Annotated in this window: 25 protein-coding genes; 4 read left to right on the plus strand and 21 right to left on the minus strand. The window is 42.6% G+C overall.

Going from position 1 to position 26,233, the window contains the following annotated elements; translation table 11 throughout:
• Positions 1-15: 15 nt before the first annotated feature.
• A complete protein-coding gene (locus tag ACQFX9_RS13930; protein ID WP_427162540.1) occupies positions 16-381 on the minus strand; it encodes a zinc ribbon domain-containing protein in 366 nt (121 codons plus the stop codon).
• A gap of 190 nt (positions 382-571) precedes the next feature.
• On the opposite strand from ACQFX9_RS13930, the gene dprA reads away from it, so the two are divergent.
• Positions 572-1,696 (plus strand): DNA-processing protein DprA, encoded by a 1,125-nt coding sequence (dprA, locus tag ACQFX9_RS13935; RefSeq protein WP_427162541.1) that lies wholly within the window; start codon positions 572-574, stop codon positions 1,694-1,696.
• A gap of 244 nt (positions 1,697-1,940) precedes the next feature.
• On the opposite strand, the gene hemW is transcribed toward dprA, so the two are convergent.
• Entirely contained in the window at positions 1,941-3,143 is a 1,203-nt protein-coding gene (gene hemW / locus ACQFX9_RS13940; RefSeq protein ID WP_427162542.1) for a radical SAM family heme chaperone HemW, read from the minus strand.
• A 248-nt stretch (positions 3,144-3,391) separates the two neighbouring features.
• On the opposite strand from hemW, the gene ACQFX9_RS13945 reads away from it, so the two are divergent.
• Positions 3,392-4,468: a PIN/TRAM domain-containing protein gene (locus ACQFX9_RS13945; RefSeq protein ID WP_427162543.1), complete on the plus strand. Its 1,077-nt coding sequence runs from the start codon at positions 3,392-3,394 to the stop codon at positions 4,466-4,468.
• Between the two features lie 5 nt (positions 4,469-4,473).
• Positions 4,474-4,668 carry a hypothetical protein gene (locus ACQFX9_RS13950; protein ID WP_427162545.1) on the plus strand — a complete coding sequence of 65 codons (195 nt, stop codon included), beginning with the start codon at positions 4,474-4,476 and terminating at the stop codon, positions 4,666-4,668.
• 28 nt (positions 4,669-4,696) lie between these two features.
• Here the strand turns inward: ACQFX9_RS13950 and ACQFX9_RS13955 are convergent, their stop codons facing one another.
• The 13 genes from ACQFX9_RS13955 to ACQFX9_RS14015 form a co-directional block, all read right to left on the minus strand.
• Positions 4,697-5,362, minus strand: a complete 666-nt coding sequence (locus ACQFX9_RS13955) for a hypothetical protein (RefSeq protein ID WP_427162546.1) — start codon at positions 5,360-5,362, stop codon at positions 4,697-4,699.
• 13 nt (positions 5,363-5,375) lie between these two features.
• Positions 5,376-6,461 (minus strand): LLM class flavin-dependent oxidoreductase, encoded by a 1,086-nt coding sequence (locus tag ACQFX9_RS13960; RefSeq protein ID WP_427162547.1) that lies wholly within the window; start codon positions 6,459-6,461, stop codon positions 5,376-5,378.
• Positions 6,462-6,540: 79 nt separating this feature from the next.
• Positions 6,541-7,614: an aliphatic sulfonate ABC transporter substrate-binding protein gene (locus ACQFX9_RS13965; RefSeq protein WP_427162548.1), complete on the minus strand. Its 1,074-nt coding sequence runs from the start codon at positions 7,612-7,614 to the stop codon at positions 6,541-6,543.
• Between the two features lie 197 nt (positions 7,615-7,811).
• Positions 7,812-8,660 (minus strand): MetQ/NlpA family ABC transporter substrate-binding protein, encoded by an 849-nt coding sequence (locus tag ACQFX9_RS13970; RefSeq protein ID WP_427162549.1) that lies wholly within the window; start codon positions 8,658-8,660, stop codon positions 7,812-7,814.
• Positions 8,661-8,787: 127 nt separating this feature from the next.
• Complete coding sequence (locus ACQFX9_RS13975) at positions 8,788-9,444, minus strand: methionine ABC transporter permease (protein WP_427162550.1); 657 nt, start codon at positions 9,442-9,444, stop codon at positions 8,788-8,790.
• Between the two features lie 75 nt (positions 9,445-9,519).
• Positions 9,520-10,713 carry an LLM class flavin-dependent oxidoreductase gene (locus ACQFX9_RS13980; protein WP_427162551.1) on the minus strand — a complete coding sequence of 398 codons (1,194 nt, stop codon included), beginning with the start codon at positions 10,711-10,713 and terminating at the stop codon, positions 9,520-9,522.
• Positions 10,714-10,934: 221 nt separating this feature from the next.
• Positions 10,935-12,173, minus strand: a complete 1,239-nt coding sequence (locus ACQFX9_RS13985; RefSeq protein ID WP_427162552.1) for an acyl-CoA dehydrogenase family protein — start codon at positions 12,171-12,173, stop codon at positions 10,935-10,937.
• Between the two features lie 53 nt (positions 12,174-12,226).
• Positions 12,227-13,573, minus strand: coding sequence for an LLM class flavin-dependent oxidoreductase (locus ACQFX9_RS13990; protein ID WP_427162553.1), 1,347 nt, complete (start codon positions 13,571-13,573; stop codon positions 12,227-12,229).
• A gap of 108 nt (positions 13,574-13,681) precedes the next feature.
• Positions 13,682-14,659, minus strand: a complete 978-nt coding sequence (locus tag ACQFX9_RS13995) for a methionine ABC transporter ATP-binding protein (protein WP_427162554.1) — start codon at positions 14,657-14,659, stop codon at positions 13,682-13,684.
• Between the two features lie 38 nt (positions 14,660-14,697).
• Positions 14,698-15,591 carry a MetQ/NlpA family ABC transporter substrate-binding protein gene (locus ACQFX9_RS14000; RefSeq protein ID WP_427162555.1) on the minus strand — a complete coding sequence of 298 codons (894 nt, stop codon included), beginning with the start codon at positions 15,589-15,591 and terminating at the stop codon, positions 14,698-14,700.
• Positions 15,592-15,615: 24 nt separating this feature from the next.
• A complete protein-coding gene (locus ACQFX9_RS14005; RefSeq protein ID WP_427162882.1) occupies positions 15,616-16,524 on the minus strand; it encodes a MetQ/NlpA family ABC transporter substrate-binding protein in 909 nt (302 codons plus the stop codon).
• Between the two features lie 34 nt (positions 16,525-16,558).
• On the minus strand, positions 16,559-17,374 hold the full coding sequence (locus ACQFX9_RS14010) for a hypothetical protein (RefSeq protein ID WP_427162556.1): 816 nt from the start codon (positions 17,372-17,374) through the stop codon (positions 16,559-16,561).
• A 129-nt stretch (positions 17,375-17,503) separates the two neighbouring features.
• The gene (locus ACQFX9_RS14015) at positions 17,504-18,571 is read right to left on the minus strand and encodes an LLM class flavin-dependent oxidoreductase (protein WP_427162557.1); all 1,068 of its coding nucleotides are present in this window, start codon (positions 18,569-18,571) and stop codon (positions 17,504-17,506) included.
• A 449-nt stretch (positions 18,572-19,020) separates the two neighbouring features.
• Between ACQFX9_RS14015 and ACQFX9_RS14020 the strand changes: the two genes are divergently transcribed.
• On the plus strand, positions 19,021-20,064 hold the full coding sequence (locus ACQFX9_RS14020) for an LLM class flavin-dependent oxidoreductase (RefSeq protein ID WP_427162558.1): 1,044 nt from the start codon (positions 19,021-19,023) through the stop codon (positions 20,062-20,064).
• A gap of 327 nt (positions 20,065-20,391) precedes the next feature.
• Here the strand turns inward: ACQFX9_RS14020 and ACQFX9_RS14025 are convergent, their stop codons facing one another.
• The 6 genes from ACQFX9_RS14025 to ACQFX9_RS14050 form a co-directional block, all read right to left on the minus strand.
• Complete coding sequence (locus tag ACQFX9_RS14025) at positions 20,392-21,831, minus strand: FAD-dependent oxidoreductase (RefSeq protein ID WP_427162559.1); 1,440 nt, start codon at positions 21,829-21,831, stop codon at positions 20,392-20,394.
• 218 nt (positions 21,832-22,049) lie between these two features.
• Positions 22,050-22,307: a hypothetical protein gene (locus ACQFX9_RS14030; RefSeq protein WP_427162560.1), complete on the minus strand. Its 258-nt coding sequence runs from the start codon at positions 22,305-22,307 to the stop codon at positions 22,050-22,052.
• A 271-nt stretch (positions 22,308-22,578) separates the two neighbouring features.
• Positions 22,579-23,775 (minus strand): acyl-CoA dehydrogenase family protein, encoded by a 1,197-nt coding sequence (locus tag ACQFX9_RS14035; RefSeq protein ID WP_427162561.1) that lies wholly within the window; start codon positions 23,773-23,775, stop codon positions 22,579-22,581.
• 110 nt (positions 23,776-23,885) lie between these two features.
• Positions 23,886-24,926: an ABC transporter substrate-binding protein gene (locus ACQFX9_RS14040; protein ID WP_427162562.1), complete on the minus strand. Its 1,041-nt coding sequence runs from the start codon at positions 24,924-24,926 to the stop codon at positions 23,886-23,888.
• A 76-nt stretch (positions 24,927-25,002) separates the two neighbouring features.
• Entirely contained in the window at positions 25,003-25,764 is a 762-nt protein-coding gene (locus ACQFX9_RS14045; protein WP_427162563.1) for a class II aldolase/adducin family protein, read from the minus strand.
• 13 nt (positions 25,765-25,777) lie between these two features.
• On the minus strand, positions 25,778-25,966 hold the full coding sequence (locus tag ACQFX9_RS14050; RefSeq protein WP_427162564.1) for a hypothetical protein: 189 nt from the start codon (positions 25,964-25,966) through the stop codon (positions 25,778-25,780).
• Positions 25,967-26,233 lie beyond the last annotated feature (267 nt).

Genomic DNA, 26,233 nt, shown 5'->3' on the forward strand with positions numbered 1-26,233 from the left:
GTAATTTTTACTGATTTAGCGCATCGCAATCAATAAACAGATAAATAACAAAACGACTAATATTAATATAGCCTGATAGCGTTGTATCCAATTACTAATAGTCGTCTGCAAACTAATAGGTTTATTCTGTTGTTCTAAAAAAGCTTGTCTTTCAGCAATATTTTCATACAAAGTACAGTCTTGAGCGTAGGGACGTTGAGGGAAGTTGCAGGTATCATCCTCGTGATAAGTACAACTATCACATAGATATTCATTTTTCTTAGCACGGTGTAGAGTCACACCAGGATGACCATAGGCTTTGAGTGTGGTGCGACAATAGGGACAAGTTATAGCCTGACTATCAACGATTTGCTGACATTTGGGACAAGATATAGTAGCCACGATTTAAGCTCATATCAATAAACATTTCGATTTTAGCTGAGTCAGAAATTGGGAATGGGGCATGGGGCATTGGAGTAAAATACCTCTTCCTTGTCTCCCTTGTCCCCTTTCTCTCCCCCACACCCCCACACCCCTATTCTTCACCGCCCATTTTGGGAACAATTAACTTACTGGGTGCGAGGATATCGAAGTGTCGGAAGAACGCGCATATTGGCTAGCATGGGCGCAAATTTCTGGAATTGGGCCAGTATTAATGCAGCGACTACAGCAGCATTTTGGCACATTGGCTACAGCATGGCACGCTACTAAAGCTCAATTGGCAGAAGTTGAAGGGTTTGGTATCCAAACTTTAACAAAAGTTGTGGAACAGCGATCGCGTCTCCATCCTCAACAACTATTAATTCAACACCAACAAGAAAATCCCCATTTCTGGACACCCTCTGACGCTGAATATCCCCAATTACTGCGAGAAACCCCCAGCCCACCCGCAATTTTGTACTATCGGGGTGAGGTGGAATTATCCGAAAATCTCGGACAAACACCCCTAGTAGGAATTGTAGGAACTAGAAAACCTTCAGATTATGGTATTCGCTGGACTCGTCAAATTAGCACAGCTTTGGCGAAAAATGGTTTTACAGTCGTGTCTGGAATGGCGGAGGGAATTGACACAGAAAGTCACAGTGCAGCCATCAAAGCAGGCGGAAGAACAATCGCTGTTGTTGGCACTGGTGTTGATGTCGTCTATCCTCACACAAACCGTGATTTATACAAACAGATTTTAACTGCTGGCTTAGTTGTCAGTGAATACTCTGCCAAAACTCCACCTGATCGAACTCATTTTCCCCGACGTAATCGCATTATTGCAGGTTTAAGTCGCGCCATCTTAGTTATAGAAGCACCTTTAAAATCCGGCGCACTAATTACAGCCACCTACGCCAATGATTTTGGTAGAGATGTCTATGCACTTCCCGGAAGAGTAGACGATTACCCATCTCAAGGTTGTTTAAAATTAATCAGTCAGGGTGCTTCGTTGATTCTCAAAGAATTAGATGAATTACTTAAAATGTTGGGCGCAATCCCCAAAATTGACCCTCTAGAAACCACCCCAGCACCAGCACAATTAAATCTGCCAATTCTCCCACCAGAACTACAAACTGTCATGAATGCTTGTGCATTAGATACTATCTCTTTTGATTCACTTGTGCAGAAAACAGGGATGAATACCAGCGCAGTTTCTAGTGCTTTATTACAGTTAGAATTGATGGGTTTAGTTTCACAGTTACCAGGAATGAGGTATCAAGTCAATAGTCAATAGTCATTAGTCATTAGTCATTAGACTTCTTGCATAAATACTTTGGTGTTGCTAACAATATTATTTAAAAGCTCACGCATTCGCCGCTAGGCGTTCCCGCAGGGTAGGCGCAAAGACGCAAAGAAGAACGCAGAAAGATAACTCTTGAATTTATATATTCTTAGTGTTCAATTATTCGTGTAAGAGGTCTATTACTCATTACTCATTACTCATTACTCAGCACTCAGCACTCATCACTCATCACTCATCACTCAATTTCCCCTACTGCTAGGTTTTCTAACTGATTAAATAAATCTGCTAGTACAACATTAGAAAATAAAAATCCTTGGGGATCAGATAAACGTAGTCTTTCTTCAGAGATTTCTACTAAACCTTGTGCAATATGGGGTTTGAGACATTGGTGAATCACTTCTATGGGCTGTTGACCAAATTTTTGGGTGATTGTCTTTAAACTCACGCCTTCCGCTAAACGTAAACCTAACATTAAAGTCTCTAATAATATTTCTTGGGGTGGTGTAACTTCACAATCAATCGCACATCCTGTTTCTACCCATTGATAATATTCTTTAGTAGTCCGAGGACGAGTGAAGCGTTTCCCCTCTATATAACTCGCCGCACCCATTCCAAAGCCATAATAGGGTCGATTTTCCCAATACACTCGATTATGTTGACATTGATGTCCTCTTTGTGCATAGTTAGAAATTTCATAATGTTCATAACCCGCAGATGTTAAGATTTGCTGCGCTAGCTGATACATTTTGACGGTGCTTTCATCTGTGGGTAGGGGGTTATCTCCTGGTTGATAGTAACGCCCGAAGGGTGTTCCAGGTTCAATGGTGAGATCATATATGGATATATGAGTCGGTGCGATTTCTACTGCTTTGGTGAGAGAATCTTGCCATTGGTCTAAAGACTGATGCGGCAAGCCGGAAATCAAGTCTATGCTAAATTCGGGAATCTGAGCTTGGTGAATTAATTCTACAGCCGCAAAAATATCTTCTACCGAGTGCGATCGCCCAGCTACTTTGAGTAATTCTGCTTGCAATGCTTGTACACCCAAACTTACCCGATTTACACCCACATCACGGTAGCCTGTAATATGCGCTAAATCAAATGTTCCTGGGTCTACTTCCATCGAAATTTCCGCATGAGCAGCAATACCAAACCGCTTTTCTAATATCTTTAAGATTTGTGCTAATTGTTCTGTAGACAGCAGCGAAGGAGTACCACCACCAAAGAAAATGGTTGTTAGTGGTTGACTAAACACTGGTGCTGTAGCGATTTCTTGACACAGTACCTCAACGTATCGAGAAATATTACCAGAATTTTCTCCCCGCAAGCGATCGCCTACCACAAATACCGGAAAATCACAATAAAAGCACCGCCGTCTGCAAAACGGAATATGTACATAAGCAGAACTTACAATGCAAGATTTACTAATTTGTGGCATTTTTGTGCAGAAAAATTAACTTAACTTCCAGAAAATTTAGAAATAATGAAAATAAGTAGTTTCTTTACAACTTTTTATTGTTTTTTGACAAAACTATGAAAAATATTAAGAGAAAGGTCTTTAGTTATAATATTTGCAGACATTCCCTGCATTACATCCTAATCTAATTAAATATTCCTTACTCTCAACGAGTAAATCACTTTATTTGACTTGATTGGGTAAAACAGTCGCAGGAATACATCATAACCATGCTTGATGCCATTATCATTCTCTCATTTATCTTGGCAGCAGCAGGCATCGGGTTCTACAGTACCGATCTACTCCCCAACGGGACTTTAGACCGCGTTACGAATCTCGAAGCCTTACGCCTTACTGTTGCAGTTTTCGCCGCCATCATTGGTGGTGCTGTCGGGTTGAGTTTTCAAACGACCTACCGCCGCCTAGAAGCCCAAGTCCGAGAAATGCCTCTGGAAGTAATTCTAACGCGTGCCATTGGTTTAGTGATTGGGTTATTGTTAGCAAACTTAATGCTAGCCCCATTATTTTTATTACCGATTCCGGCAGACTTTAGTTTTATTAAACCACTAGTGGCAGTGGTTGGTAGTATTATCCTCTCCGTCACCGGCATGAATTTAGCCGATACTCACGGACGGGGTTTATTACGATTTATTAATCCTAACACCGTGGAAACAATGGTAGTGGAAGGGACACTCAAACCCGCCAGCACCAAAGTTTTAGACACTAGTTGTATTATCGATGGTCGGATTGAAACACTGCTAGAAACCGGATTTCTCGAAGGACAAATCATCGTTCCCCAGTTTGTCTTACAAGAATTGCAGCAAGTTGCTGACGCGAGTAAAGACCAAAAACGGGTGCGCGGAAGACGCGGACTAGAAATTTTAAACCGCATTAAGGAAGCATATCCAGATCGAATTATTATCAATCAATCCGATTATGACGATATTCCTACGGTAGATGCCAAATTAGTGCGTTTCGCTCAAGAAATCAACGGCACACTCCTCACCAATGACTACAACTTATCAAAAGTAGCCAGCGTGCAGAAAGTGCCTGTATTAAACGTCAACGACCTTGTAAACGCAGTTCGTCCTACATATTTACCAGGGGATAACCTTGATTTGAAAATTCTCAAAGAAGGTAAAGAACCCAGCCAAGGCATTGGTTACTTAGACGACGGTACAATGGTCGTCGTTGAGGAAGGTAGAAATTATGTCGGTGGTGAATTGCGGGTAGTAGTTACCAGCGCACTACAAACCACAGCCGGACGGATGATTTTTGCCAAACCCCAAGCGTCAGCAATAGCGTGAGGGCAATGTCTGGTAGAAATCGAGTTAAGTTATGCGATCGGTGTAGGAATACTCAACCTGCACCGATTTTGTATAGAGTGAAATTTGAATTAGGCGGAGATTGGGTTTTTGTCTGTCCTCAATGTTGGACGGATGTGAGTGAGAATAACCCGTTTTACGTTTACGGTGGAACTTGGAAGGCGAAGAAGGAGAAGAAGTAGGGAGTAGGGAGACTGATTTTTTCCAGTGCTAAACAGCTATGTGTGGGTTTTCTTTGAAAAGTACATTGGAATATCCAGAGCGAAAATACCGGACACTCTGTTGTTGGGGATGATAATGATGTCGCCAAATGCTACCAATGTCATTCCCCATGACATGAATTGAGATTGATGGAGCGAAGACGTTAGTAGCTTTAACAGAGTGAATATCGTTGTCTGGAGGCAATAAATGATAAATATCCCCAGTTTTGACTTGATAAGTTCCCACTACTTCCAACTGGGCTTGTCCTTCTAATTCACCGCTATCAAGACGACGATATACTGTTTCTTCCTGTTTACCTTGATATAAACCTACCAGTCCCCAAGATAAATGATCGTGGACAGGTGTAATTTCATCAGGAGGAATCACCAAACTAAAAATAGTTAAGGAGCGATCCTGAGAGCGATACAGTAACCATTGTCCAATTCCTCCACCTAAACCACTATCAGGATTAGGCTGGGCAAAATTTTTGGGTAGCCAATTCTCTTTTTTCAACAATGCGGCGAAGTGCGGTTCTAAAGTATTGAGGGTTTCGGCGCGGTTATGAGTCGTGCTAGAGATAATGTCTTTAGCTGTTGCTACAAACTCAGACAAATCGGGACTATCAACAAACCATTGGTCTGCTGCTAATGGTTCCAGAATGTTTGTGTGGGGCATAATTAGGGATACCTCAAGCTACGGTTGCTGTTTGTCTTTCTAGTCTTTGGACTTCTTGACGCACTAAAGGAATTACATCTCGACCATAGGCGATCGCATCCTCTACTGGGTCAAAACCACGAATCAAGAGTGTTGTTACTCCTGCTTGGTAGTAATCAAATAATGATTCTGCTACCTGTTCAGGAGTCCCAACCAAGGCTGTAGTGTTACCCCGCGCACCAGTCGCAGCCGCAATTGGTGTCCATAAACGCTTATCATGGATTTCCTTTTCCTGAGCAAAATCCAGCAACCGCAATGAACCAACAGCTTCCGGTCGTGCAGCTGGCTGAGTATTGATTTCATTGATTCGCGAGAGAATATAATTTGCTTTTTCCCAGGCTTTTGCTTCGGTTTCGCCCAAAATCGGACGCAAAGAAACACTAAAACGTAAATCTTTTCCTGGTGGTGCTGCGGCTTTCACCTCAGCGATACGTTGTTTGATTGCAGCTATGGGTTCTCCCCAAAAAGCATAAACATTACTATGTTTTGCACCTACACCCACAGCCGCACCAGAAGCACCACCAAAATATATGGGAATATGTGGTTGCTGTAAGGGTTTAACTTCGGAAAACGCGCCTTTGAGTTGGTAGAACTCGCCTTCATAATCAAAGGGTTCTTGGCTTGTCCATACTCGGCGCACCACATCAAGATATTCATCAGTTCGACGATAGCGAGTATCATGCTCAAGCCAGTCACCATCACGTTGTTGTTCAGCATCGCTACCGCCAGTAATGATATGTACAGCAACGCGACCATGTGAAAAGTGATCTAATGTAGCTAATTTACGAGCAGCTAAAGTAGGAGATACAAAACCCGGTCTATGGGCTAGTAAAAACTTGAGTCGTTCTGTTGTAGCCGCCACATAACTAACAACATTAAAACCATCCGGCCCTGTGGAACTATAACCAATTAGCACTCTATCAAAGCCGCCATCTTCATGGACTTTGGCAAATTTGCGGACATAATTTAAATCTATACTTCCCCCCGTAATTGATACAGTGGGGCCATATAATTCAGACGCATCTCGTGTACCAATCATGCCAATAAATTCCACAGGCATAATATTTTTACTCCAAGTTATTAATCATAAGTCAAAAATTCTTCTCCCTTGTCCCCTTTGTCTCTCTTCTCCCCCTACCTCACCTAGAAGCAGTAGTTCCCAACGGACATATTGCTGTAGCAATATCTACTCTTTGAGGAATAATTTTTTGTTCTAATAACCAATCAGCAGTTTTTTGGAGATTGGCAACATCTTCACTGTTGGGAAAGACGTAAGATTCAGGGCCACGATTTTTAGTGACTTGCTTGGCTACTGCATCCGAAAGTTTTAACTCTTTCACCAAAAAATCTGATGCAGCACTAGTATTTTGATTTAGCCATTCACCATCTTCACTTAAAGCAGTCAGAGCAGCTTTTACTGCTACAGGATTTTCTTTCGCTGCATCACTACGCACAATTAGAATGCCGTAGGTAGGTGCAGGATGTGTAGTAGTAATTCTTCTGGCTTTATGCTCTAATTCGGCAATGGAAATATAAGGTTCCCAAACTGCCCAAGCATCAACAGAACCTTGATATAAAGCTGGTGCGGCATCATTCGGTGATAAATAAACTCGTTGGACTTTTTCTTTAGGAATATTTGCCTTTTCCAAAACTTTTAGTAACAGATATTCGCCTGCACCACCTTGATTAACCGCTACTTTTTTACCGACTAAATCAGCAGGTTTCTGAATAGGAGAATCACCCCGAACTAAGATGGCGTTACCCAAATAATCAGGCCTTGGACGCTGTACAGAACCAATACAAAGAGGTTGTCCCGCCGCAATTCCAGAAATAGAAGGAATATCACCACATCCGCCAATGTCGGCTCGATTACCATTGAGAGAACTTAACAGTGTGGCGCAACGGTCAAATGGCCCAATCCATTCAACTTTAATAGTTTGTGCTGTCAACTGACGCTCTAACTCACCTCTTTGACGCGCTAGAGGAATAATCCCACCTTTTTGGTAGCCCAAGCGAATGACATTGTTTTTCTCTGTAGTTTTGGTAGTAACCGTATTTGAGGTAGTGTCTGACTTAGCTGAGACATTAGTAGCTGTTTGTTGGCTGCAACTAGCAGCGATTAGTCCTAAAAAAGAAGCTGCGATCGCTAATATCTTACCAGCAGAATATTTTTTTGTATCCGCAAAGCGGTGGTCTTGGTAATTATTCACCACAATTTACTCCTTGATGTCAATTTTTAGGAGTTTAAACAGCCACTATTGATGATGATAGCAAATTAAATACATTAAATCGACCGATTTACCGTATTTAACAAAAATCAGCATACCATCTTTCGATAGACTGCCCAAACCAAATCAATATTTCTTTATCTCTAAACCAGGGAATAAAACCTTGGCACGAGACATTTTTGCTAAAAAACTGGTACAAGCCTACCCTTATATTCCTGATTGATAAAATCTTTGACTTTAGGGTTAACGAGTAGCTTGTTTAACTTTTGAATCTTGGCTTCATTTTCTCGACCCTGCAACGTCACAAATGCCAGCGCATATTTTTTATCTTTAGCTGTTTCCTGACCCATAGAATTAGGTTCTATCCCTGCCCGCGCAACAGTTTGAGCCGAAGAGACAATAAAATCTACGTCATTAATGGCGCGGACTACTTGTACACCTTCAACTTCTTTGATTCGCAAGTTTTTGGGATTAGCAGCAATATCTCTTCGGGTAACAAATTGTGGAGCATTTTCTTTTAACTTAATTAGACCATTTGCTGCTAATAACCTTAAGCCTCTGTCGTTATTGATGACATCATTCGCAATTGTGACAGTTGCATTTTGCGGAATTTCGCCGACGGATTTGAGACTTTTTGAGAAAAGACCAAGTGTGTTTAAATAAACTGTATTTAATGCTACTAAATTTATTTTCAATTCCTTCACAGCATTATTCATAAATGGTCTGTGCTGAAAGAAATTGGCATCAATTACCTTATCTCTCAAAGCTGTGTTGGGTTGTATCCAGTCATTAAAGGTAACAACTTGAATTTCTAAGCCTTCTGTTGTGGCAAGATTATTATTGACAAATTTCAAGATATCCTGAGCAACTACACCAGTTACGCCGACTTTAATGATTTCTTTTTGCTCTTTTTGGCTAATTGTCTGCGTACTATTATTAGATTCTTGGGTTGCTGGTTGGCTACAACTGGCAAATATTAAAGAAGCAGTTAGAGAACCTAAAGCTGTTAAGAAAAATCTGCGTGTGTTCATAAGAATTTTAATTAAGAAGGATGATGGGAATTTCTGCTGAATATGGGATTTTTAACGCATTCGCCGTTAGGCGTTCCCGCAGGGTAGGTACGCAGAGGTTTGATGAAGAGAGGGTTACGGTTTTTGTTTAGCGTTTTCGCATACGTTGGGCAATTAAATCACCTAAAAATTGAATAATTTGCACCAATGCAATTAAAACTACAATGGTAGAAAACATTACCCCTACATCAAAGCGTTGGTAGCCGTATTGAATTGCTAAATTACCTAATCCACCGCCACCTACAGCCCCAGCCATCGCAGAGGAGTTAAGTAAACTCACGATTAAGATTGTCATCCCTAATATCAGTGAGGGCAAGGCTTCAGGAATCAAGACTTTCAGAACAATTTGCCAATAATTGCATCCCATTGCTTGGGCGGCTTCGATGAGTCCCTTATCAACTTCTAAAATGCTGGTTTCTGCAATGCGTCCAAAAAAGGGGATGGCGGCGAGAGTCAGAGGAACTAAGGCGGCGGTGCTACCGATGGAAGTACCAACAATTAAGCGGGTGAGTGGTGTTAAAACGACAAGCAGAATAATAAACGGAAATGACCGTCCCGTATTCACGATCGCACCCAACACTTTATGCAATTTGGGAAAGTCCAATAAGTTACCGGGGCCAGTCATCACTAACAATAAACCTAACGGCAAGCCTAAAAATATGGCAACTAGGGCAGATATCCCAACCATATAAAAAGTTTCGGTGGTAGCTTGCAGTAAACTTTGGAGTAATTCTTGTCCTTGCATCTTTGAAGAAGGGTGTAAGGGTTTAGGGGCTTCGCCGTGAGCGTCAGCCGAACGGTGTGAGGGTGTAGGGTTGGATTAAAGTCTTAGACCAGCCTGTTTCAATAGTGGTAGAACACGCTTACCAAATAAATCTAAATCAGGCTCGAAATCGTAGAAGGCTATTTGGAAACCATCAACACCAGCTTTATTGAGTTGCACAAGTTGTTCGGTGATTTGTTCTGGTGAACCAATGAGTTGCACATTACCACCGATCGCACTGCCAACGCTATGACGCAGATTTCCTTTTTTATGCCCTCTCCAAGCGTGTGCATCGCTGCTAACAAGGGAACGTCCCGCAATCGATTCATGATCAGCCTGGTCAACAATGGCTTGGGCGTATGCTTCTGCCTCTTTTTCCGTTTCTCTCAGGACAATTAACGGATTTAGCAGCGTGCGGACTTGTCTACCTTGGGCGATCGCAGATTGTTTCACTCGTTCTGTATGGGCGGGTAAGGATGACAAAGCACTCTCTATATCTCCACCCGCCGGACTGGTGATAAACACAATATCAGAATGACGACCTGCAAACTCGATACCAGCATCTGAACCAGTGGCGTTAACTAAAACAGGACGACCATAAAGCGGACGAGGGCTAATGTAAGCATCTTTGAACTGCCAAGAGCTTTTTTGACTCTGGTAAGAAAAGTTCTCAGTCTCTGACCAAAGTCTCTTTAAAACAGTGACAAATTCATCAGCCATTTCGTAGCGGCGATCGTGTTCGATTTGACTCCAACCGAACAATTCATGCTCATAAGCCCGGTGTCCGGTGACAACGTTAATTCCCCACCGACCTTTGGAAATATGGTCTAATGTCGCCCCAAATTTAGCTAAATGAATGGGATGCCAAGGCCCATAAAGAACGTGAATGGTAGAAATTAAGAGAATCCGCGAAGTCATCCCAGCCAGAGAAGCTGTTGCAATGAAAGCATCTAAACCCGCTTCCGTGCGAGTCGGCCCTTGTCCACCCTTGGGTTGCCATGTGGAATAACCAAAAACAAGGTCAAATCCCAATTCCTCAGCCTTTTGGGTCAACTTGGCATTGTAGTCAAACGACCAATCGGTAGTGCGAGGTAAATGTGATGAACTCCAGCCACCGTGATGAATTGGTAAGAATAACCCTAGTAATACAGGCTGTTTCAGAGCTTGAGATAATGGGCTGTCGGGATAGTCTGTGGGAGAGGCGATCGCTTTTCTCTCTGTTCTGACAGCAGTGGTATCAATTACGCTCATAGTTGAATTTCACCAATAAAAGTTTTGTTAAGAAAGGGTGTGAGGGTGTGTGTAGGGGAGAGGTTTAAAGAGTGAGCATTGCTGATTAATGGGATGATTTTTGTCTCACGCAAAGGCGCAAAGAGCAAGAGTTTTAAGTTTCCAGAGAGATATCAAGAATAAATCACATATCAAGTTCATCTCTTCCCCCTACACCCCTACACCCTTAAACCCCTACACCCCTAAAAAAATCCTCTCTGCGGTAACGGTGTACCATTTATCTCATAGTCTCCAATCGCACGAGCCTTAAAGTGATTGGGATTATGTGAGGATAAAGTACGGGCATTGCGCCAGTGACGGTCAAAGTTTGAGCTTTTCTTGGTTGTGGAAGCACCACCAACTTCAAATAGTAAGGTGGCTGAACGTAACGCTAAATCATCAACAATTAATTTGGCTTTCGCTGCTTTCAAAGAAGTTTCTAACGCTACAGCCGTTTCTGTTTCTTCACCTTGGGCTTTAGCCGCAGGCAGGCGATCGAGTCCGTCGGCGGCGGCTAAAACGATCGCTTCTGCGGCAAAGGCATTAGCCGCAATTTGTCCGACGGTTTGCTGTAAGATGGGGTCTTCTGCTGCTTGCTCGGATACAGCATGGTAAAAAGTCCGAGGACGTTTATGAACGAGGTTTGTGGCATCTCGTAGCACGCTACGAATAATGCCAGCGTTGATAGCAGTCAAGAATAATTGGGGGATGATATTGTATGGCAGATTGTCTTTGTCTGTGTCTGTCTCAAAAAACACTTCACTTCTTTCAACACGGACATTAGTAAAGTTAGTCGTTCCTGTGCCTGTAAGTCTCTGTCCAAAGCCATCCCAGTCATCTATAAGCTCAATGCCCTCGCGGTTTGTCGGGATGAGGATAAACGCTGTAGTGTCATCTGGTACTAGTACACGTACAAAAATTAAGTCTGCATAAAGGCTGCCAGTGCTGTAATACTTCGTCCCATTCAGACGGTAGTCGTCGCCATCGGGCGTTAATTTTGTATTCACGACTTGACCACCGCCAGCCCGTTTAACTTCTAATTCGGTGGAAGCGAGTCCAATAATTGCCCCATCAACTACTTCCTTTAGCCAGCGACGATTTCTTTCGGTGCGTTCTGAGCGCAAAATTCGCTCTGTGACAGAAAAATGATTCCGCACAATGTGAGCCACGTTCGGGTCAGCATCACCTAACTTAATCACCACCTCGAATAATTCCCGCGCCGTGCTACCGCCACCACCTTCAGTAACGGGGATTCGCAATGCACCCAATCGGGAACGCCGGATTAAATCAACCACATCAAACGGCAGGATGCGATCGCGATCGCGCTCACTTGCTCCCAGAGCAATAAAATCAAACAGGGCTTGTAATTCAGGAGATTTAGGCGTAACCGGAGATGAAAATCTGAAGGTGGAATCTATAACTTTTTCTTCAATTTGAGTCATTGTTTTTCTCTCTATTTTGAGAATATTGGAGTATGTAGACAGAAATTTTGACCTTATTTAGCTAATGCAGCTGTAGGTTGAAAGAAGCGGTTAGTAGGGCGAGCGAGTCCGAGATTTTCCCGTAGTGTTTTTCCCTCATACTCTTTACGAAAGATGCCACGCCGTTGGAGTTCTGGAATTACCTCGTCTACAAAATCATTCAGTCCTTCAGGCAAAAACGGAAACATGATGTTGAATCCGTCAGAACCTTCTTCCTTCAGCCATTGTTCCATCTCATCGGCGATAGTTTGGGGCGTACCAACAAAAGCTAGTCCGCCATAACTGCCAATACGTTGAGCTAACTGACGAATAGTCAGGTTCTCGCGTTGCGCCAGTACCACTACCCGTTCACGAGAACTGCGTCCGGCGTTAGTCTGGGGAATTTCAGGCAACGAGCTATCTGGATCGAAGCCGGAAACGTCGTAGCCCAGCGCACTATTGAGGCTAGCAATACCACTGTCATAATGTACTAGGCTGTCCAAATGTTCACGTTTGGCACGCGCCTCTGCCAAAGTTTCACCCACGATGACTAAAGCACCCGGAAGGATTTTGATGCTGTCTGGGTCACGTCCGATCGCTTGCGCCCGTCCCTTAATGTCTGCAAATAAAGCTTTGCCAGCTTCTAGATTACCAGCAGGTGCAAACACAGCTTCGGCAGTTTCTGCTGCCAATTGCCTTCCGGCTTCCGATGCACCCGCTTGAACAATTACTGGCCAGCCCTGAATAGGTCTAGCGATGTTCAATGGCCCCCGCACAGAGAGATATTTTCCTTGATGATTCAAAACGTGCAGTTTATCGGGGTCAAAATAAATCCCTGCTTCCACATCCCGAATAAACGCATCGTCGGCAAAGGAATCCCAAAGACCTGTAACGACATCATAGAATTCTCTGGCTCGTCGGTAGCGTTCGTCATGTTCCATTTCTGCTTCTAAGCCAAAGTTGAGTGCTGCGTCTGGATTGGCTGTGGTGACAATATTCCAACCAGCACGACCGCCACTGATATGGTCAAGAGAGGCAAAACGGCGAGCAATGTGGAAAGGTGCGTCATAAGTTGTAGAAGCAGTAGCTATTAGCCCGATGTGTTCGGTGACACTGGCAAGGGCAGACAGCAAAGTAAAAGGCTCAAAAGAGGTGACAGTATGGCTGCGTTTGAGTGCGTTAATTGGCATATTCAGCACTGCTAAATGATCAGCCATAAAAAATGCGTCAAATCTTCCCTGTTCTAGTTTCTGGATGAATTTTTTGAGTGCTGAGAAGTTAAAATTAGCGTCGGGCAAAGCTCCAGGATAACGCCAAGCACCTGTATGTATACTTACCGGACGCATGAACGCACCCAATTTTAATTGCTTTGATTTACTCATTATCTCACAGTATATTTATTGCTTTGTTAGTGTTTTTTATTACTATTAATTTCATTCTTGAGAAGATGCAATTTAATCTCAATGTTCTTCCCAATCCCAGTTACAATTTCAATGCACCTCTACATCAAACTCGGCTTCATGTAAATATTTCAAAGCTTGAGTTATCTTTTGACCAGCTAATTCCACATGAAACTGACCAACGCGGCGATCGCCTACTGTTTCCACACTCCCACTTAGGATATTGACATCCACATCAAAACGTCGAGTTAAAGTGGTAAAAATAGGGTTACTAGCTTGTTCTCCCGCAAAGGCGATCGTAGCAATGACTGCACCAGGTTTTGGTTTATAACCATTGCGACGCGGAAACACTTCTTGGGCAAGAAATGATTCTGGTTTGGCGATTAAATCACTCACATATCCCTTTTCGACAATCCTGCCAGCATTGAGAACAGCAGCACTATCGCAGATTTGCTTGACTACACCCATTTCATGAGTAATGAGTAAAATTGTCAAACCCATGCGCTTGTTCAGATCACGCAACAAGTCCAGAATCGACCTTGTAGTTTGGGGATCAAGTGCAGATGTCGCTTCATCAGACAATAAAACTTTAGGTTCTCCAGCCAAAGCCCTAGCAATACCGACTCGTTGCTTTTGTCCTCCAGACAGTTGCGCTGGATAAGCATCAGCTTTACCTTGCAAGCCAACCAGTGAAATTAATTCTTCCACTTTAGCCCGGCGTTTCAGGCTGCTGTAACCCATCACTTCCAAAGGGAAAGCAATGTTTTCTGCAACTGTTCTGCAACTCAGTAAATTAAAGTGTTGAAAAATCATCCCAATATGTTGACGGGCGCGACGCAATTTATCTCCCGACAATTGTGTTATTTCCTGTCCGTCAACTACAACTGAACCTGATGTCGGTTTTTCTAGTTGATTCACACAACGAATTAACGTGCTTTTACCTGCACCACTTTGACCCAAAACGCCATAAATTTCTCCTGGTTTGACAAAAAGACTGACTCCATCTAAAGCTACAACTTTTTGGTTGCCTTGATGATAAATTTTACGGACATCAATAAATGTAATCATATGATAATTTCTCCAGAATAAATCATCACTACTACTTGCTAAGGAATAGGAATAACTGCACCTTCATATTTTTCTTTAATAAAATCCTTGACTCTTTGGTCACGTAGTAAATTGTAGAGTTTTTGAATTCTGGGGTCGTTTTCTTGCCCTTGTAAAGTTGTCACAGTCACCGCATAAATTGGATTTTTAGATGATTCTAATGCCAAGGCATCCTTATCTGTTCGCAATCCTCCTGCAAGCACTGTTGCACCCGTCATAACAGCTAAATCAACATCAGGAAGCGAAGGAATCATTTGAGTCGCTGGTACTTCTTTGACTTGTAAATTCTTAGGATTTTCGGCAATATCTTTAGGACTAACTAAACCTCTAGCAGTAGTTTTTAATTTCACCAATCCAGCTTCTTCAATTACCTTCAAAGCCCGATGAGCATTATTAATATCGCCAGGGATAATCACAGTGCCATTTTTAGGAACTTCTGCCAAAGATTTGTGTCTTTTGGAATATACACCCACTGGGTTTAAGTGAATCGGCGGATTTAAAGCCACCATTTTAATATTATGTTGCTTGCCAAAATCCTCCATAAAAGGAACGTGCTGGAAATAATTTGCATCAATTTGTTTATCTCTCAAGGCAAAGTTATTTTGTACACTGTCACTAAAGGTGAAAATTTCAATATCTAGTCCCGCTTGTGGTGCGAGATTTTTCTTGACAAACTCTAAAATTTCTCCGGTTGGAACTGGTGAAACTCCAACTTTAATTTTTTCTTTGGTTGCTGTTGTTGTTGTGTTAGAAGCTGTGGTTGCAGAGGGATTAATATTTGTATTAGCAGAATTATTTTGCGGCGAACTACAACTAGTAAAGACTGTAGAAGCTGTAAAAGAGACAACTGCTAAGAGAAAAAAACGGCGATTTATTTTGTTAAGCAAAGTCATTTATTTAATTACAAATAATGAAAATTAAGGAATGGGAATCACTGCACCTTGGTATTTATCTCTAATAAATTGTTTGACTTTATCGTCCCGCAACAACTTATAGAGTTTCTGCACTCTGGGGTCGGTTTCTTTACCTTTTAATGTTGTGATAGTCACCGCATAAATTGGGTCTTTAGCAGTCTCTAAAGCTAAAGCATCTTTATCGGTTTTTAATCCAGCTTGCACAATCCAATTACCTGTAACTCCGGCTAAATCCACATCAGGTAAACTCGGAATTGCTTGCGCTCCTGGTATTTCTTTAATTTGGATGTTTTTGGGGTTAGCAATAATATCTTTAGGACTCGCCGGACGAACATTTTCCTTAAGTTTGATTAAGCCTGATGATTCCAAGACTTTTAAAGCCCGATGAGCATTACTAGGATCATCAGGAATTGTCACCAGAGCCTTGTTAGGTACATCATTAAGGGACTTATATTTTTTAGAAAAGAGTCCCACCGGATTTAAATGAATTTGTGGCGTAAAAGCATACATTTCAAAGTTGTGTTTTTTGCCATAGTCTTCCATAAAAGGAATATGTTGGAAATAATTGGCATCAATAACACCATCTTTCAAAGCAGTGTTATTCTGCACAAAATCATTGAAGGTGACAATTTCAATTTCTAGCCCGGCTGCGGGGGCTAAATTTTTTTTGACAAACTCTAAAATTTCTCCGGCTGGTACTGGTGTGACACCAACTTTAATTTTTTCTTTGGCTGTGGTTGCGGTAGTATTAGCGGCTGTCGTAGCTGATGGATTTACAGATGTATTAGCAGTATTATTTTGAGGTGAACTACAGCTAGAAAAGACTGTAGAAGCAGCAAATGATGTGACTGCTATTAAGAAGAATCGCCGGTTAAGATTGATGCTAAATTTCATGCGATCGCCTATTTTCATGAACAACGGAGTCAGTAATTTAACTTGTTAATACTTAATCACTCACACTTATAAGTTTGGGTAGTTGAGATACAGGAATATCCAAAAAGTAAGCCAGAACTTCTCGCCGCCAAGCATCATAAAGTATTGGTAACTCATCAATTTCAATCCCAATACCTTTTTGACTTAATAACCAATGATCCCAAAGGTAAGGATTACGACGACTTTGACCTTCTTCGTCTGCTTCTAGAACTTGTACAATTAAATCCTCTTTCTCTGTTGGTGAGGCTTGATCAAATTTACGTTGCCACCAATCTACAACGCCTAAGCGATGAACTGCTTCATCTGGGAGAATTCTTTGGGCAGCATATTTGGCTGAATCTGGGTCGTTGATTTTGCTAGTACGGCTATTAATCAATAGCAAAGCCACAATATGCAGTTCATAGTGCAATTCAAATGCTAAAAAGCCTTGCCAATTACGAATGGGTAAATCACCCATATAATCCCAATGCTTCTGCACTTGTTTTTGAATATCTTCAATCGGGTCTTGTCCAGATATCGCTTGCGCTCTGAGACGAGTATTTTGAGCGTGTGCGCCGTCATCCCCTATTTGTCTACTCAAAAATAGCTGTAATTCAGGGTCAGCAAAAGAGTCAATAATTTTGGCGCAGACTTGCACAATAAAGAGGTCATGGGCTGCGCCTGCTACACGGTAGTGGTAGAAATTTTCTCTTTCTTCTGCGGTTTTGGGTGGTCTGGGTTCTTCTAACCGCTTTTTCGGCAAGTGAGGAGCGTGTTGATCAAGTAATTTATCGAAGATTTCCAGTTCTAGATCAGTAGTCCAATTGGGACGAGTAAGTATTGCTGTCACGTTGCTTGACTCCAATTTCAAAATTCAAAATTCAAAATTAAGAAAGCCAGACTTTGCAGAGGTTTCAAAGCTTGCATCTGTTGCTCAATTTTGGAGAATTGGTGTAATTTGGCTCGTATATTTTTACCTCTAGCTGGCGATCGCTGCACTTTCTACTGTTAACGCGCGCACTCTTGGTATAATCTCCGCAGCAAAACGCTCCATTTCTGTGGCAAAAGGCTGGAATTGCAGCATGAAAGTACCAATTCCTACTTTGGTAAATTCCGCAATCCGATGAGCCACAGTGTCATAGCTTCCAACTAAGCCAGCCGCAGTTCCGCCATTGCTCCCTACGCCTGGGTATTTAGCCATGTTTTTAAACATGACTACTTCTGCATCTACTCCTTTAAGTAGTTCTGAGCGATCGTCTTGTGCTAGTACCATTGCTCTGAGGTTTTGATATTCTGTTTCGGCTTCTGCATCCGTTGGTCGAGCAATCACGAAAGCGGACATGGCAAAATCTAGAGGTTGAGAACGAGAGCTAGCTTTTTGAGTAACCTGAGCGATGGTTTCGCGGATGACTTCAATTGGACGACCGTTGAGGAAAAATGTATGTGCTTGTTTTGCTGCTAATTCTTGCGCCGCTTCTGACTCTCCACCCACATAGATACGCGGATGTGGTTTGGCTATGGATGATGGACTGAACTTTAAGTCATTGATCTGAAAATATTTGCCGTGAAAGTTAACTTTTTCCCCACTCCACAGAGCTTTGACGACGCTAATCCATTCATCCGAATAGCGATAACGCTCATCATGTTTCAAGAAGTTTATTCCTGCTTTTTCCATTTCTGGTCTAAACCAAGCACTGACTAGGTTAATTGCAAAACGACCTCGACTGATTGCATCAATACCTAAAGCCATCTTTGCTAAGACGGCTGGATGGAATAGTAATGGTTTAACAGCTGCAATAATCTCGATGGAAGTTGTGGCTTCTGCAAAAGCAGCTGCTGCTGTCCAGGTTTCTAGTTGGTCAAGTTCTTGGTTTCTGGGATTGATAATATGTTGTGCTATTAAAGTTGTGCTAAATCCGCTCTTTTGGGCTAACTGAATTAAATTCTTGGCTCGTAAGTAACTAGCATCACGAGGTTCAAGAGGATGGTTCATCACGCCGCAGTTGCCGTAAACAGGTATCCAAATCCCGTAGCGTGGCTCAGTCATAGCTTTCCAGAACCCTTTTCAATGGGTACTAAAAGTTGGTTTTGCATCTAGTTCACTTTATACGGTAAGTCAGTAGGTTTACCGTAGTATATATGAGATTTGCATATATGAGCCTAAAAAACAAGGGGGTATTTAGATTCTGTGGTGAGAATTGGAAAAGCAGGAGCGCAGGGAAGCAAAGGACTAACTTTTACTAACAGGTATTGCTTTTTTTAGCTACCTATGAGACGTTTAGTGAGTAAAGTACGGTTCGTCGACCGAATTGCAGTATTTTACAGAAAAATCAAATTCACTTTGTTAATTAACCTCAGCAATTTTATCCACTAGTCAGGAATAGAAAACACCTCCAAAGAAAATGTTGGATTTAGTCATTGGATATTAGCCCTTTATTATTTTTTTGGCTTCTGCACTCACTATTCCCCACTCCCTACTTCTATTTGGAGAGCAAAATGTCAAAACCACGCTATGGTATTTGGGCCCCTGTTGGGGGTAACTTTGGCCCTCTCAATACAGCAGATGAACCGATTGATGCTAGTTACGAACGCACGCGATCGCTAGTATTAGAAGCAGAACGGTTAGGATACGTCACAACCTTAGTGGCACAGCACCTTGCCAATCCTCGTAGTCTGGATTTAGACCAGTTGGAGACTTGGACAGCTTGCGCGGCGTTGGCTGAAGCCACAGAAAGTATAGAAATTATTGCAGCAATTAAACCTTTATTATTTCATCCCACAGTCCTAGCTAAGATGGCCTTGGGAATTGACGCTATTAGTCAGGGACGTTTTGCGATCAATCTCATCAGTGCTTGGTTTCGCCCAGAAATGGAGCGGACTAATATTGCCTTCCCGCCCCATGATGAACGTTATCGTTATTCTGGGGAATGGTTGCAGGTTGTGAGAGCATTGTGGAGTGGTGAGATAGTAAACTTTGAGGGTGAATATTTCAAAATTCAAGATTTGAGCCTTCGACCTTTTTCTAATGCTCAACCCTATCCTCGGATTTATTTAGGTGGAGCATCAGACCCAGCACAAATTTTAGCAGCCCAACAAGCCGATGTTTACTTTATCAACGGTCAGCCGATTGAAGATGTTCGCAAAGTAATTAAACAAGTTGCTAGCCGATCCCGTTTCCTACCACAGCCAGTCCGTTTTGGTCTATCAGCCTTTGTCATTGCTCGTGCCACAGATGAAGAAGCACAAGCAGAACTAGAACGATTGATGACATTGCAAAAGCTAGAAGAACAATATAAATTAAGCGTTGCTAAAGGAGTTGATCCAGAAGCGGTGATGTTCCAAATATTTGCCAAAAATCCAGCTGTTGGGGGGAATGGTGGTACAGCAGCAGGATTAGTCGGTAGCTACGATACGGTAGCTACTCGCATTGCAGCTTTTGTTGATGCAGGTATAGATACTTTTATGCTGCAATTTAACCCCTTTGTCCGGGAAATGACACGTTTTGCCCAAGAAGTTATGCCTCGCGTAATACCAATTTAAAGGTCAAGTCGCTTCGCTCCAATTCAAAATTCAAAAAAGGTCAAGCAAGAATTCATCGATGATCCCAACGTAGTCATACCAATTCACTAAAATTATGATACAGATCCAAACCCAGAAACCCTTGTCAAGTCAGGATTTATCAATTGCGAATTGCGAATTGCGAATTGCGAATTGGTATCAGCATGATCATGGTGATGAGTATCGAGCCAAAGTTTGTAGAAATCGACTAATGGACAAATGCAGAGATAAAACAGGTAGAGGTTTGATTTCCCCTCACCTGTTTCACCTGATTTTTTAGTCCCTAACTTTACCAAATAGGATGCAGATTTAGCTGATTGCTACCTGAGACTGCCGTTTCCATATAGCATCTGCATACAATGAAGTCTCGAAGTCTGGCGCAATGTTACCAGTGATCCGGGCTTCATGTAGTGACCAGTCAGCAAAGAATAAGTCGTGGCTAATACGCTCTACTATTGCTGGGACATCACGGCGAATGCTGGGGACATCTCCAATCGGTAGACCGAAGCTTACAAACCCTGCTGGATTAAACACATGAATATCCTTGAGATATGGAGCATTACCAGGTATTTTTTCTTGATATTCATGGGCAGTACCAAGATAAGGATATGTACTGAGTTTATCGTCACGTTGGTCGGCTGGTGGCTCATAGCGATCGCGCCAAAGGGCTATATGATGGGCAAAATCAGCAAGTTCCGACCGATGCGTTGGATCAACAAAATAGCCGGTACCAGCGATCGCAAAATCGAATTCAAAAATATCATCATTCACCTGAGCGATGATGCGATCGCCTCGGTTATAAGCAGTTTTCCACGGTGCTGATAGGTGCAAATGGAAGTTGGAGAAAGCCGTTACACGTTCAATTGCGTCCTGCGGTGGCGTAGAGCCTACCTGATTAAACCGCCAAGCTTGAAACCAGCGAGCCGCATCAGGCAGTTGTGGATAGTTATAGTAAGCACCAGGATAACCCCGCACTCGAATCACAGGGAGAGAGGCAATCTGTGATCTACGGGCAAATAAATGTACAGCTTTAGCACCTGATTCCAGTGCCACACCTGCCGCATCGAAGGCTGAGGCCGCAGCACCTAAAACTGCCACAGTCTTGCCACGCAACTCGCTAAAATCAATTTCATCGGCGGTATGTGCATAGAGTGTGCGTGGTAGAGATGTCAATACAGGCGGTATGTTTGCTCCACCAGTACCGGCTACACCGTTAGCAAAGATAATCTTTCGTGTAGTTTCCACCTGTGGAACACCATTCACTTGCAAGTGGAGACGGAAGAAACCCGTATCCGGCTCAATTCGTACTAATTTCGTGCGATATCTGACTGGAATCCCTAAGAATTGTCGATACCAACTCAGGTACTCTGCCCACAATACTCTCGGAATCCGATCAATCGCTGCATAAGCTTCAATGCCATGTCGCGCCTCATACCAAGCTTGAAATGACAGTTCAGGGATGCCCAGTTCTGGCCCTGGCAGGTTTTTTGGTGTACGGAGCTTTTTCATCTGCGCTCGCGTCAGCCACACACCGGCATGGACTTCATCTTCAGCCTCATCAATCACTGTAACGCGACCGATGCCAGCACGCCGTAGGGCAAATGCAAAGGTGCTGCCACTACCGCTACCACCGACTATCGTGACATTGTGGTCAATGCCTGGATGATCAAAAACCCAGTTTTCGGGATCAGAACCAAGTAAACGCAACGCTTCCCGCGCAGCAAAATCAGGATCAGTATTGATTGTCATAATGAAATAGTGCGTGAGCAAAATTAAAACAATTCGCAATTCGCAATTCGCAATTACGTTTTGTGACGGGGATTTAAACCCCGACACAAAACACGCTGCTTATAGAAGCAGGGGACTTAAACCCCCAAAGTTTGTTAATGATTGCAGCTAAAAATGTAGAAAATCTTGGAGATTTTCTCATCTAAAAATTCAGGTGGGCGGATGATTTTATGCTTTGGTCAAAGAACTCTTCTTTCAGTTTTCTTCATGAATAATTTGAAGGAAAAAGTTCTTAGTTTACTGAAAATTGCAAAATTTAGGAACTTTCTTTTGGACACAGATTGATGACGAACAGATTCTTGTTGCGGTAATTCCCATATATCACGTATTCCCTGTTCTTGTGTATCCAATAATTGGAAATGAGTTAACTGTTGAGACTGTTGCTCAACAAATCCAGCTTCTCCATTTAACAGTTCTCTTTCTATTTGATAAAACATGAATTCACCATGATTAAGTTTACGTGGTGATACCAATTCACAAAAAACTTGATACAAATGCAAACGCTAAAAGGTAGGCTGAGTCTCATTTTCTTAATTTTGAATTTTGAACTTTGAATTTTGAATTGGTATGAGACTAAAAAACTAAAAATAAAGCATGACTAATTTACCCTCCGTATCTGTATCAATAAAATGGAATTAGTTTAAAATACTTTTCCCTTATACCTCCTGCTTGACCTAATAATGAATTTTCTCAAACACCTATTTAATTTCAGGTTTTAATCCTCAATGCCGACTTACCTAACGCTGAACAAATGGCATCATTTTGAGGTGTATGAATTCGACTACAAAGCACATCTCGATAATGTCTTTCAATGGGATGCTTTTTAGATAAACCAGGATTTCCAATTAGTTGCAAGCCAATTTCTACAGAACGAATCGCATTACTTGTAGCTAAATATTTCACTGTTTGGGCGTGCAAGTTGACATCCGGTTTGTGTTCACCTTTGTCAATATCTTCTGCTAGAGTGTAAATTAATCTGTGGTTGGCGTATAGTAAAGCTTCGATTTCACCAACGGCTGTTTGAAAGTGAGGTAAAGTTGCTAGACTTGCACCTAAATTACTAGGCGATCGCTCATTTAAATATTCCACCAACCAGTTGCGCGCGGCTGTCGCCACTCCCTGATACAAGGCACTTAAGAATAAACTGCCAGCTGCTAACATTAGGGGATTAGGGTTTGACCAAGCCTTCAGAGGACGGACATCTAAGGCATACTCAATGGGAATGCAGACATCTTTTAAAATTAGGTCATGACTGCCTGTAGCTCTCATCCCCAAATGATCCCAAGTGTCTTCAATCTTCACCCCTGGAATGTCACGCGGGACTAAAAAACTTCCGACTTGCGGCTCATCATCATCTGTACGCGCCCAAACTACAAAGTAACGCAAAATCGGACTACCAGTAGTGTATTGTTTATGACCCGTAATCACCCAACTATCAGCTGTTCGTTGAGCGATTGTCGCAGGTAATCCGCCTCTGGCTGGTGTACCTAATTCTGGTTCAACGCGGGCAGCATTAATTAAGGCAATCCCTTGCACAGACTCCTGACATAACTTTTCATAAATAGTGGGATTCCAGCGTCGGTGTCTAGCGGCGTTGGCGTGTTGTAAGTAGTGCATTGTCAGCACCAAAGCTGTAGAAGCGTCTCCACTAGCTATTTTTTCAATCACCCGACAGGCTGTAGTGTATCCTACCGCTTGCCCACCAAACTCTACTGGTACAGTTAGACTCAATAATTGTGCTTGGTGGAGGGCATCAAAATTCTCAAAGGGAAAGGAACGATCGCGATCGTGGGTGGCGGCGCGGGTGGCAAAATCCGCCGCTAGAGAATCGACCAGATCCAACAGATTGGGCAATAATTTGGCTGTTTTGGTAGTAGAAGCTTCTAAAATAGGTGATTTTGACATTTAGCTACTCCTTGCGGGTGTAAGGGGGTAAGGGTGTCAGGGTTCAAGGGAAACAGAACTTACGCAGGATTCTTTTCCCTACACCCCTATACCCTCAAACCCCTACACCCTTAGTTTGATCGACATTTGGCGATATCTTCATTAAAGCTATTATCCCAAAGTTGTTTGACATCAACTTTTGAGGGAATTACACCCGCTTGCAAAAAGGTATCAGCAACCTGTTGTTGAGAAGCAATAGCCTCATCAGAAATTGGTAGTATTTCTTGACGACGCTGTTGTTGACCTTGCTGGGCATCTTGATAAACAATGCCTTCATCAACATTAATGGCGGTTGCATAGGTCTTTGACCATTGTTTAAGGTGAGATTCTCGCCAGTTTTGGGATTTTTGTAAGCGACATAAGAAATCCGCTATTAGCACTTTCTTTTGAGCATCCGCGATCGCATTCGGTGAGGCAATAATCACAAAGTTACCGCTTAAAATATCTTTTGCCGATTCCAACACCCGCGCCCCTTCTTTTTGGGCTTGGGGGATAGAGTAACCATAGGTAGCCCAAGCATCTAGTTCGCCTTTACGAAAAGCCGAAAGTCCATCGGGTATGGATAAAGGAATTGCATTGATATCCTTCATCGTCAGCCCGACTTTTTCCAACATTTTAATCAAAAAGTAGTGGGCAGTTGTGGCTTTAACGTAACCGACTTTCTTACCCTTGAGATCAGCGATGGTTTTGGCTGTTGAGTTCTTCGGTACAAGGACAACTTGACCAACCGTCGGCCCTTTGAGAGTGGCGATAATTTTGACAGATGCTTTTGATTCAATCGCAAAAATCGGCGGAATTTCACTCGCTGAAGCTAAATCAATTGCACCAGCATTAATCGCCTGTACCATCAAATTACCGCCAGTAAACTCGGTAAATTGAGTTTTGTAAGGAAAATCATCGAGTCCAGCTAACTTTAAATTTAAATCCCAACCACCTTTATATTTAGCAACACGCAATTGAGTTGTATTCGATGCTGCCACTTCAGATGGACTAGGATTTGCTGCGATCGTTGCTGGACTGGTAGACTTAACCTCTGAGCAAGCCGTTGTTCCTAAAGCCAGTAAACAACCCAGAGAAAAAATAAAATTCTGCCGCAACCAATTAGTAGACACGTTAATTCTTAGGTATAAAAAGATAAAATTTTCTGAGGAAATCTCCGCGTAGCTTGGCGTTGAAAAAGGTATCCAACTACTCCAACAAATCTGGTTCTTCCCGCACAATTCGGTCGTAGAGTGGCTGAAAACTAAACCAACCACCCGAATGGGTTCCCACTTGACCATGAGTGAAATTAGCCGTCTCATGATCAATCGCCAGTGGTTTTCCGGCGGCTTCTGCCAGCAATTGAGCTTGAGCCGATCGCTCAAAGGAAATGTACCAAAAAGCAGCCTCGTCTACTGTCTGCCCCACAGTTAAAAAGCCATGATTTCTAAGGATGACAGCCTTTTTATCTCCCAAAGATTCAGCAATTCTCCTACCTTCGGAAGTATCTAAAACTACGCCTTTGTAGTCATTAAATAAAGCATGGTCTTGATAAAAAGCACAAGCATCTTGGGTTAAAGGGTCAAGTAAACGACCCAAACTTGACCAAGCTTTGCCATGTAGGGAATGAGCATGAGCAGCTGCAACTATATCAGGTCGTGCCTCATGCACCTGGGAATGAATCGCAAAGGCGGCGCGATTTACAGGTGCATCACCTTTGACCACTTCCCCTTCTCTATCGACCAACAGCAAGTCAGAAACACGGATGTGGCCAAAGTATTTGCCCAAGGGATTTACCCAAAAATGGTCGGTAAATTCAGGGTCACGGGCGGTAATGTGACCCGCTATCCCTTCACTAAAGCCAAAACGACCAAACAGCCGAAAGGCAGCAGCTAGGCGTTGTTTCCGATAAAGGCGTTCTTCTTCCACCCGTTCAAAAACTGGTGGTTGGGGTCTAGTGAAATTTGGCATGATTTTTCCAGTGCTAAACAGTTAATGAGCGTTCCTGAGAGCGATACAGTATTTCTCCAGCTAAACTACTATCAAGATTAGGCTGGGCAAAATTTTTGGGTAGCCAGTTCTCTTTTTTCAACAATGCTGCGATCGCCAATATCTTACAAACAGAATATTTCTGTTGACACGAAAAGCGGTGTTCTTTGAAATAATTGACCACAATTGACTCCTTGATATCAATTTTTAGGAGTTTGGGCAGGTTTATCTGTCAATACGGTTCAGTTAAGGTGGTGAGAGTTGATTTCTCAATTTTTGCTCTACCTATTAGACAATGAGCAAGATTTGGGGGATTCTCCCCCAAGCCCCCGATTGGGGGACGGTTGCGTCCCCCAAACCCCCTCCAAAATCATTCTTGCGTTTTTTGTTGAGTGATCATTTGCTGGTTTTGTTGAAATTTATTTTTCTTATCTGAACCGTATTGGTTTAT

Origin of the sequence: Aliinostoc sp. HNIBRCY26 (assembly GCF_050235535.1) — a bacterium.
In the GTDB taxonomy this organism is placed as follows: Bacteria; Cyanobacteriota; Cyanobacteriia; order Cyanobacteriales; family Nostocaceae; genus Trichormus.

What these genes read in the sequence shown, in the direction of transcription:
- hemW (WP_427162542.1), bottom strand. Translation starts at nt 3,143, where the DNA reads ATGCCACAAATTAGTAAATCTTGCATTGTAAGTTCTGCTTATGTACAT.
- ACQFX9_RS13945 (WP_427162543.1), top strand. Translation starts at nt 3,392, where the DNA reads ATGCTTGATGCCATTATCATTCTCTCATTTATCTTGGCAGCAGCAGGC.
- ACQFX9_RS13950 (WP_427162545.1), top strand. Translation starts at nt 4,474, where the DNA reads ATGTCTGGTAGAAATCGAGTTAAGTTATGCGATCGGTGTAGGAATACT.
- ACQFX9_RS13955 (WP_427162546.1), bottom strand. Translation starts at nt 5,362, where the DNA reads ATGCCCCACACAAACATTCTGGAACCATTAGCAGCAGACCAATGGTTT.
- ACQFX9_RS13960 (WP_427162547.1), bottom strand. Translation starts at nt 6,461, where the DNA reads ATGCCTGTGGAATTTATTGGCATGATTGGTACACGAGATGCGTCTGAA.
- ACQFX9_RS13970 (WP_427162549.1), bottom strand. Translation starts at nt 8,660, where the DNA reads ATGAACACACGCAGATTTTTCTTAACAGCTTTAGGTTCTCTAACTGCT.
- ACQFX9_RS13975 (WP_427162550.1), bottom strand. Translation starts at nt 9,444, where the DNA reads ATGCAAGGACAAGAATTACTCCAAAGTTTACTGCAAGCTACCACCGAA.
- ACQFX9_RS13980 (WP_427162551.1), bottom strand. Translation starts at nt 10,713, where the DNA reads ATGAGCGTAATTGATACCACTGCTGTCAGAACAGAGAGAAAAGCGATC.
- ACQFX9_RS13985 (WP_427162552.1), bottom strand. Translation starts at nt 12,173, where the DNA reads ATGACTCAAATTGAAGAAAAAGTTATAGATTCCACCTTCAGATTTTCA.
- ACQFX9_RS13990 (WP_427162553.1), bottom strand. Translation starts at nt 13,573, where the DNA reads ATGAGTAAATCAAAGCAATTAAAATTGGGTGCGTTCATGCGTCCGGTA.
- ACQFX9_RS13995 (WP_427162554.1), bottom strand. Translation starts at nt 14,659, where the DNA reads ATGATTACATTTATTGATGTCCGTAAAATTTATCATCAAGGCAACCAA.
- ACQFX9_RS14000 (WP_427162555.1), bottom strand. Translation starts at nt 15,591, where the DNA reads ATGACTTTGCTTAACAAAATAAATCGCCGTTTTTTTCTCTTAGCAGTT.
- ACQFX9_RS14005 (WP_427162882.1), bottom strand. Translation starts at nt 16,524, where the DNA reads ATGAAAATAGGCGATCGCATGAAATTTAGCATCAATCTTAACCGGCGA.
- ACQFX9_RS14015 (WP_427162557.1), bottom strand. Translation starts at nt 18,571, where the DNA reads ATGACTGAGCCACGCTACGGGATTTGGATACCTGTTTACGGCAACTGC.
- ACQFX9_RS14020 (WP_427162558.1), top strand. Translation starts at nt 19,021, where the DNA reads ATGTCAAAACCACGCTATGGTATTTGGGCCCCTGTTGGGGGTAACTTT.
- ACQFX9_RS14025 (WP_427162559.1), bottom strand. Translation starts at nt 21,831, where the DNA reads ATGACAATCAATACTGATCCTGATTTTGCTGCGCGGGAAGCGTTGCGT.
- ACQFX9_RS14030 (WP_427162560.1), bottom strand. Translation starts at nt 22,307, where the DNA reads ATGTTTTATCAAATAGAAAGAGAACTGTTAAATGGAGAAGCTGGATTT.
- ACQFX9_RS14035 (WP_427162561.1), bottom strand. Translation starts at nt 23,775, where the DNA reads ATGTCAAAATCACCTATTTTAGAAGCTTCTACTACCAAAACAGCCAAA.
- ACQFX9_RS14045 (WP_427162563.1), bottom strand. Translation starts at nt 25,764, where the DNA reads ATGCCAAATTTCACTAGACCCCAACCACCAGTTTTTGAACGGGTGGAA.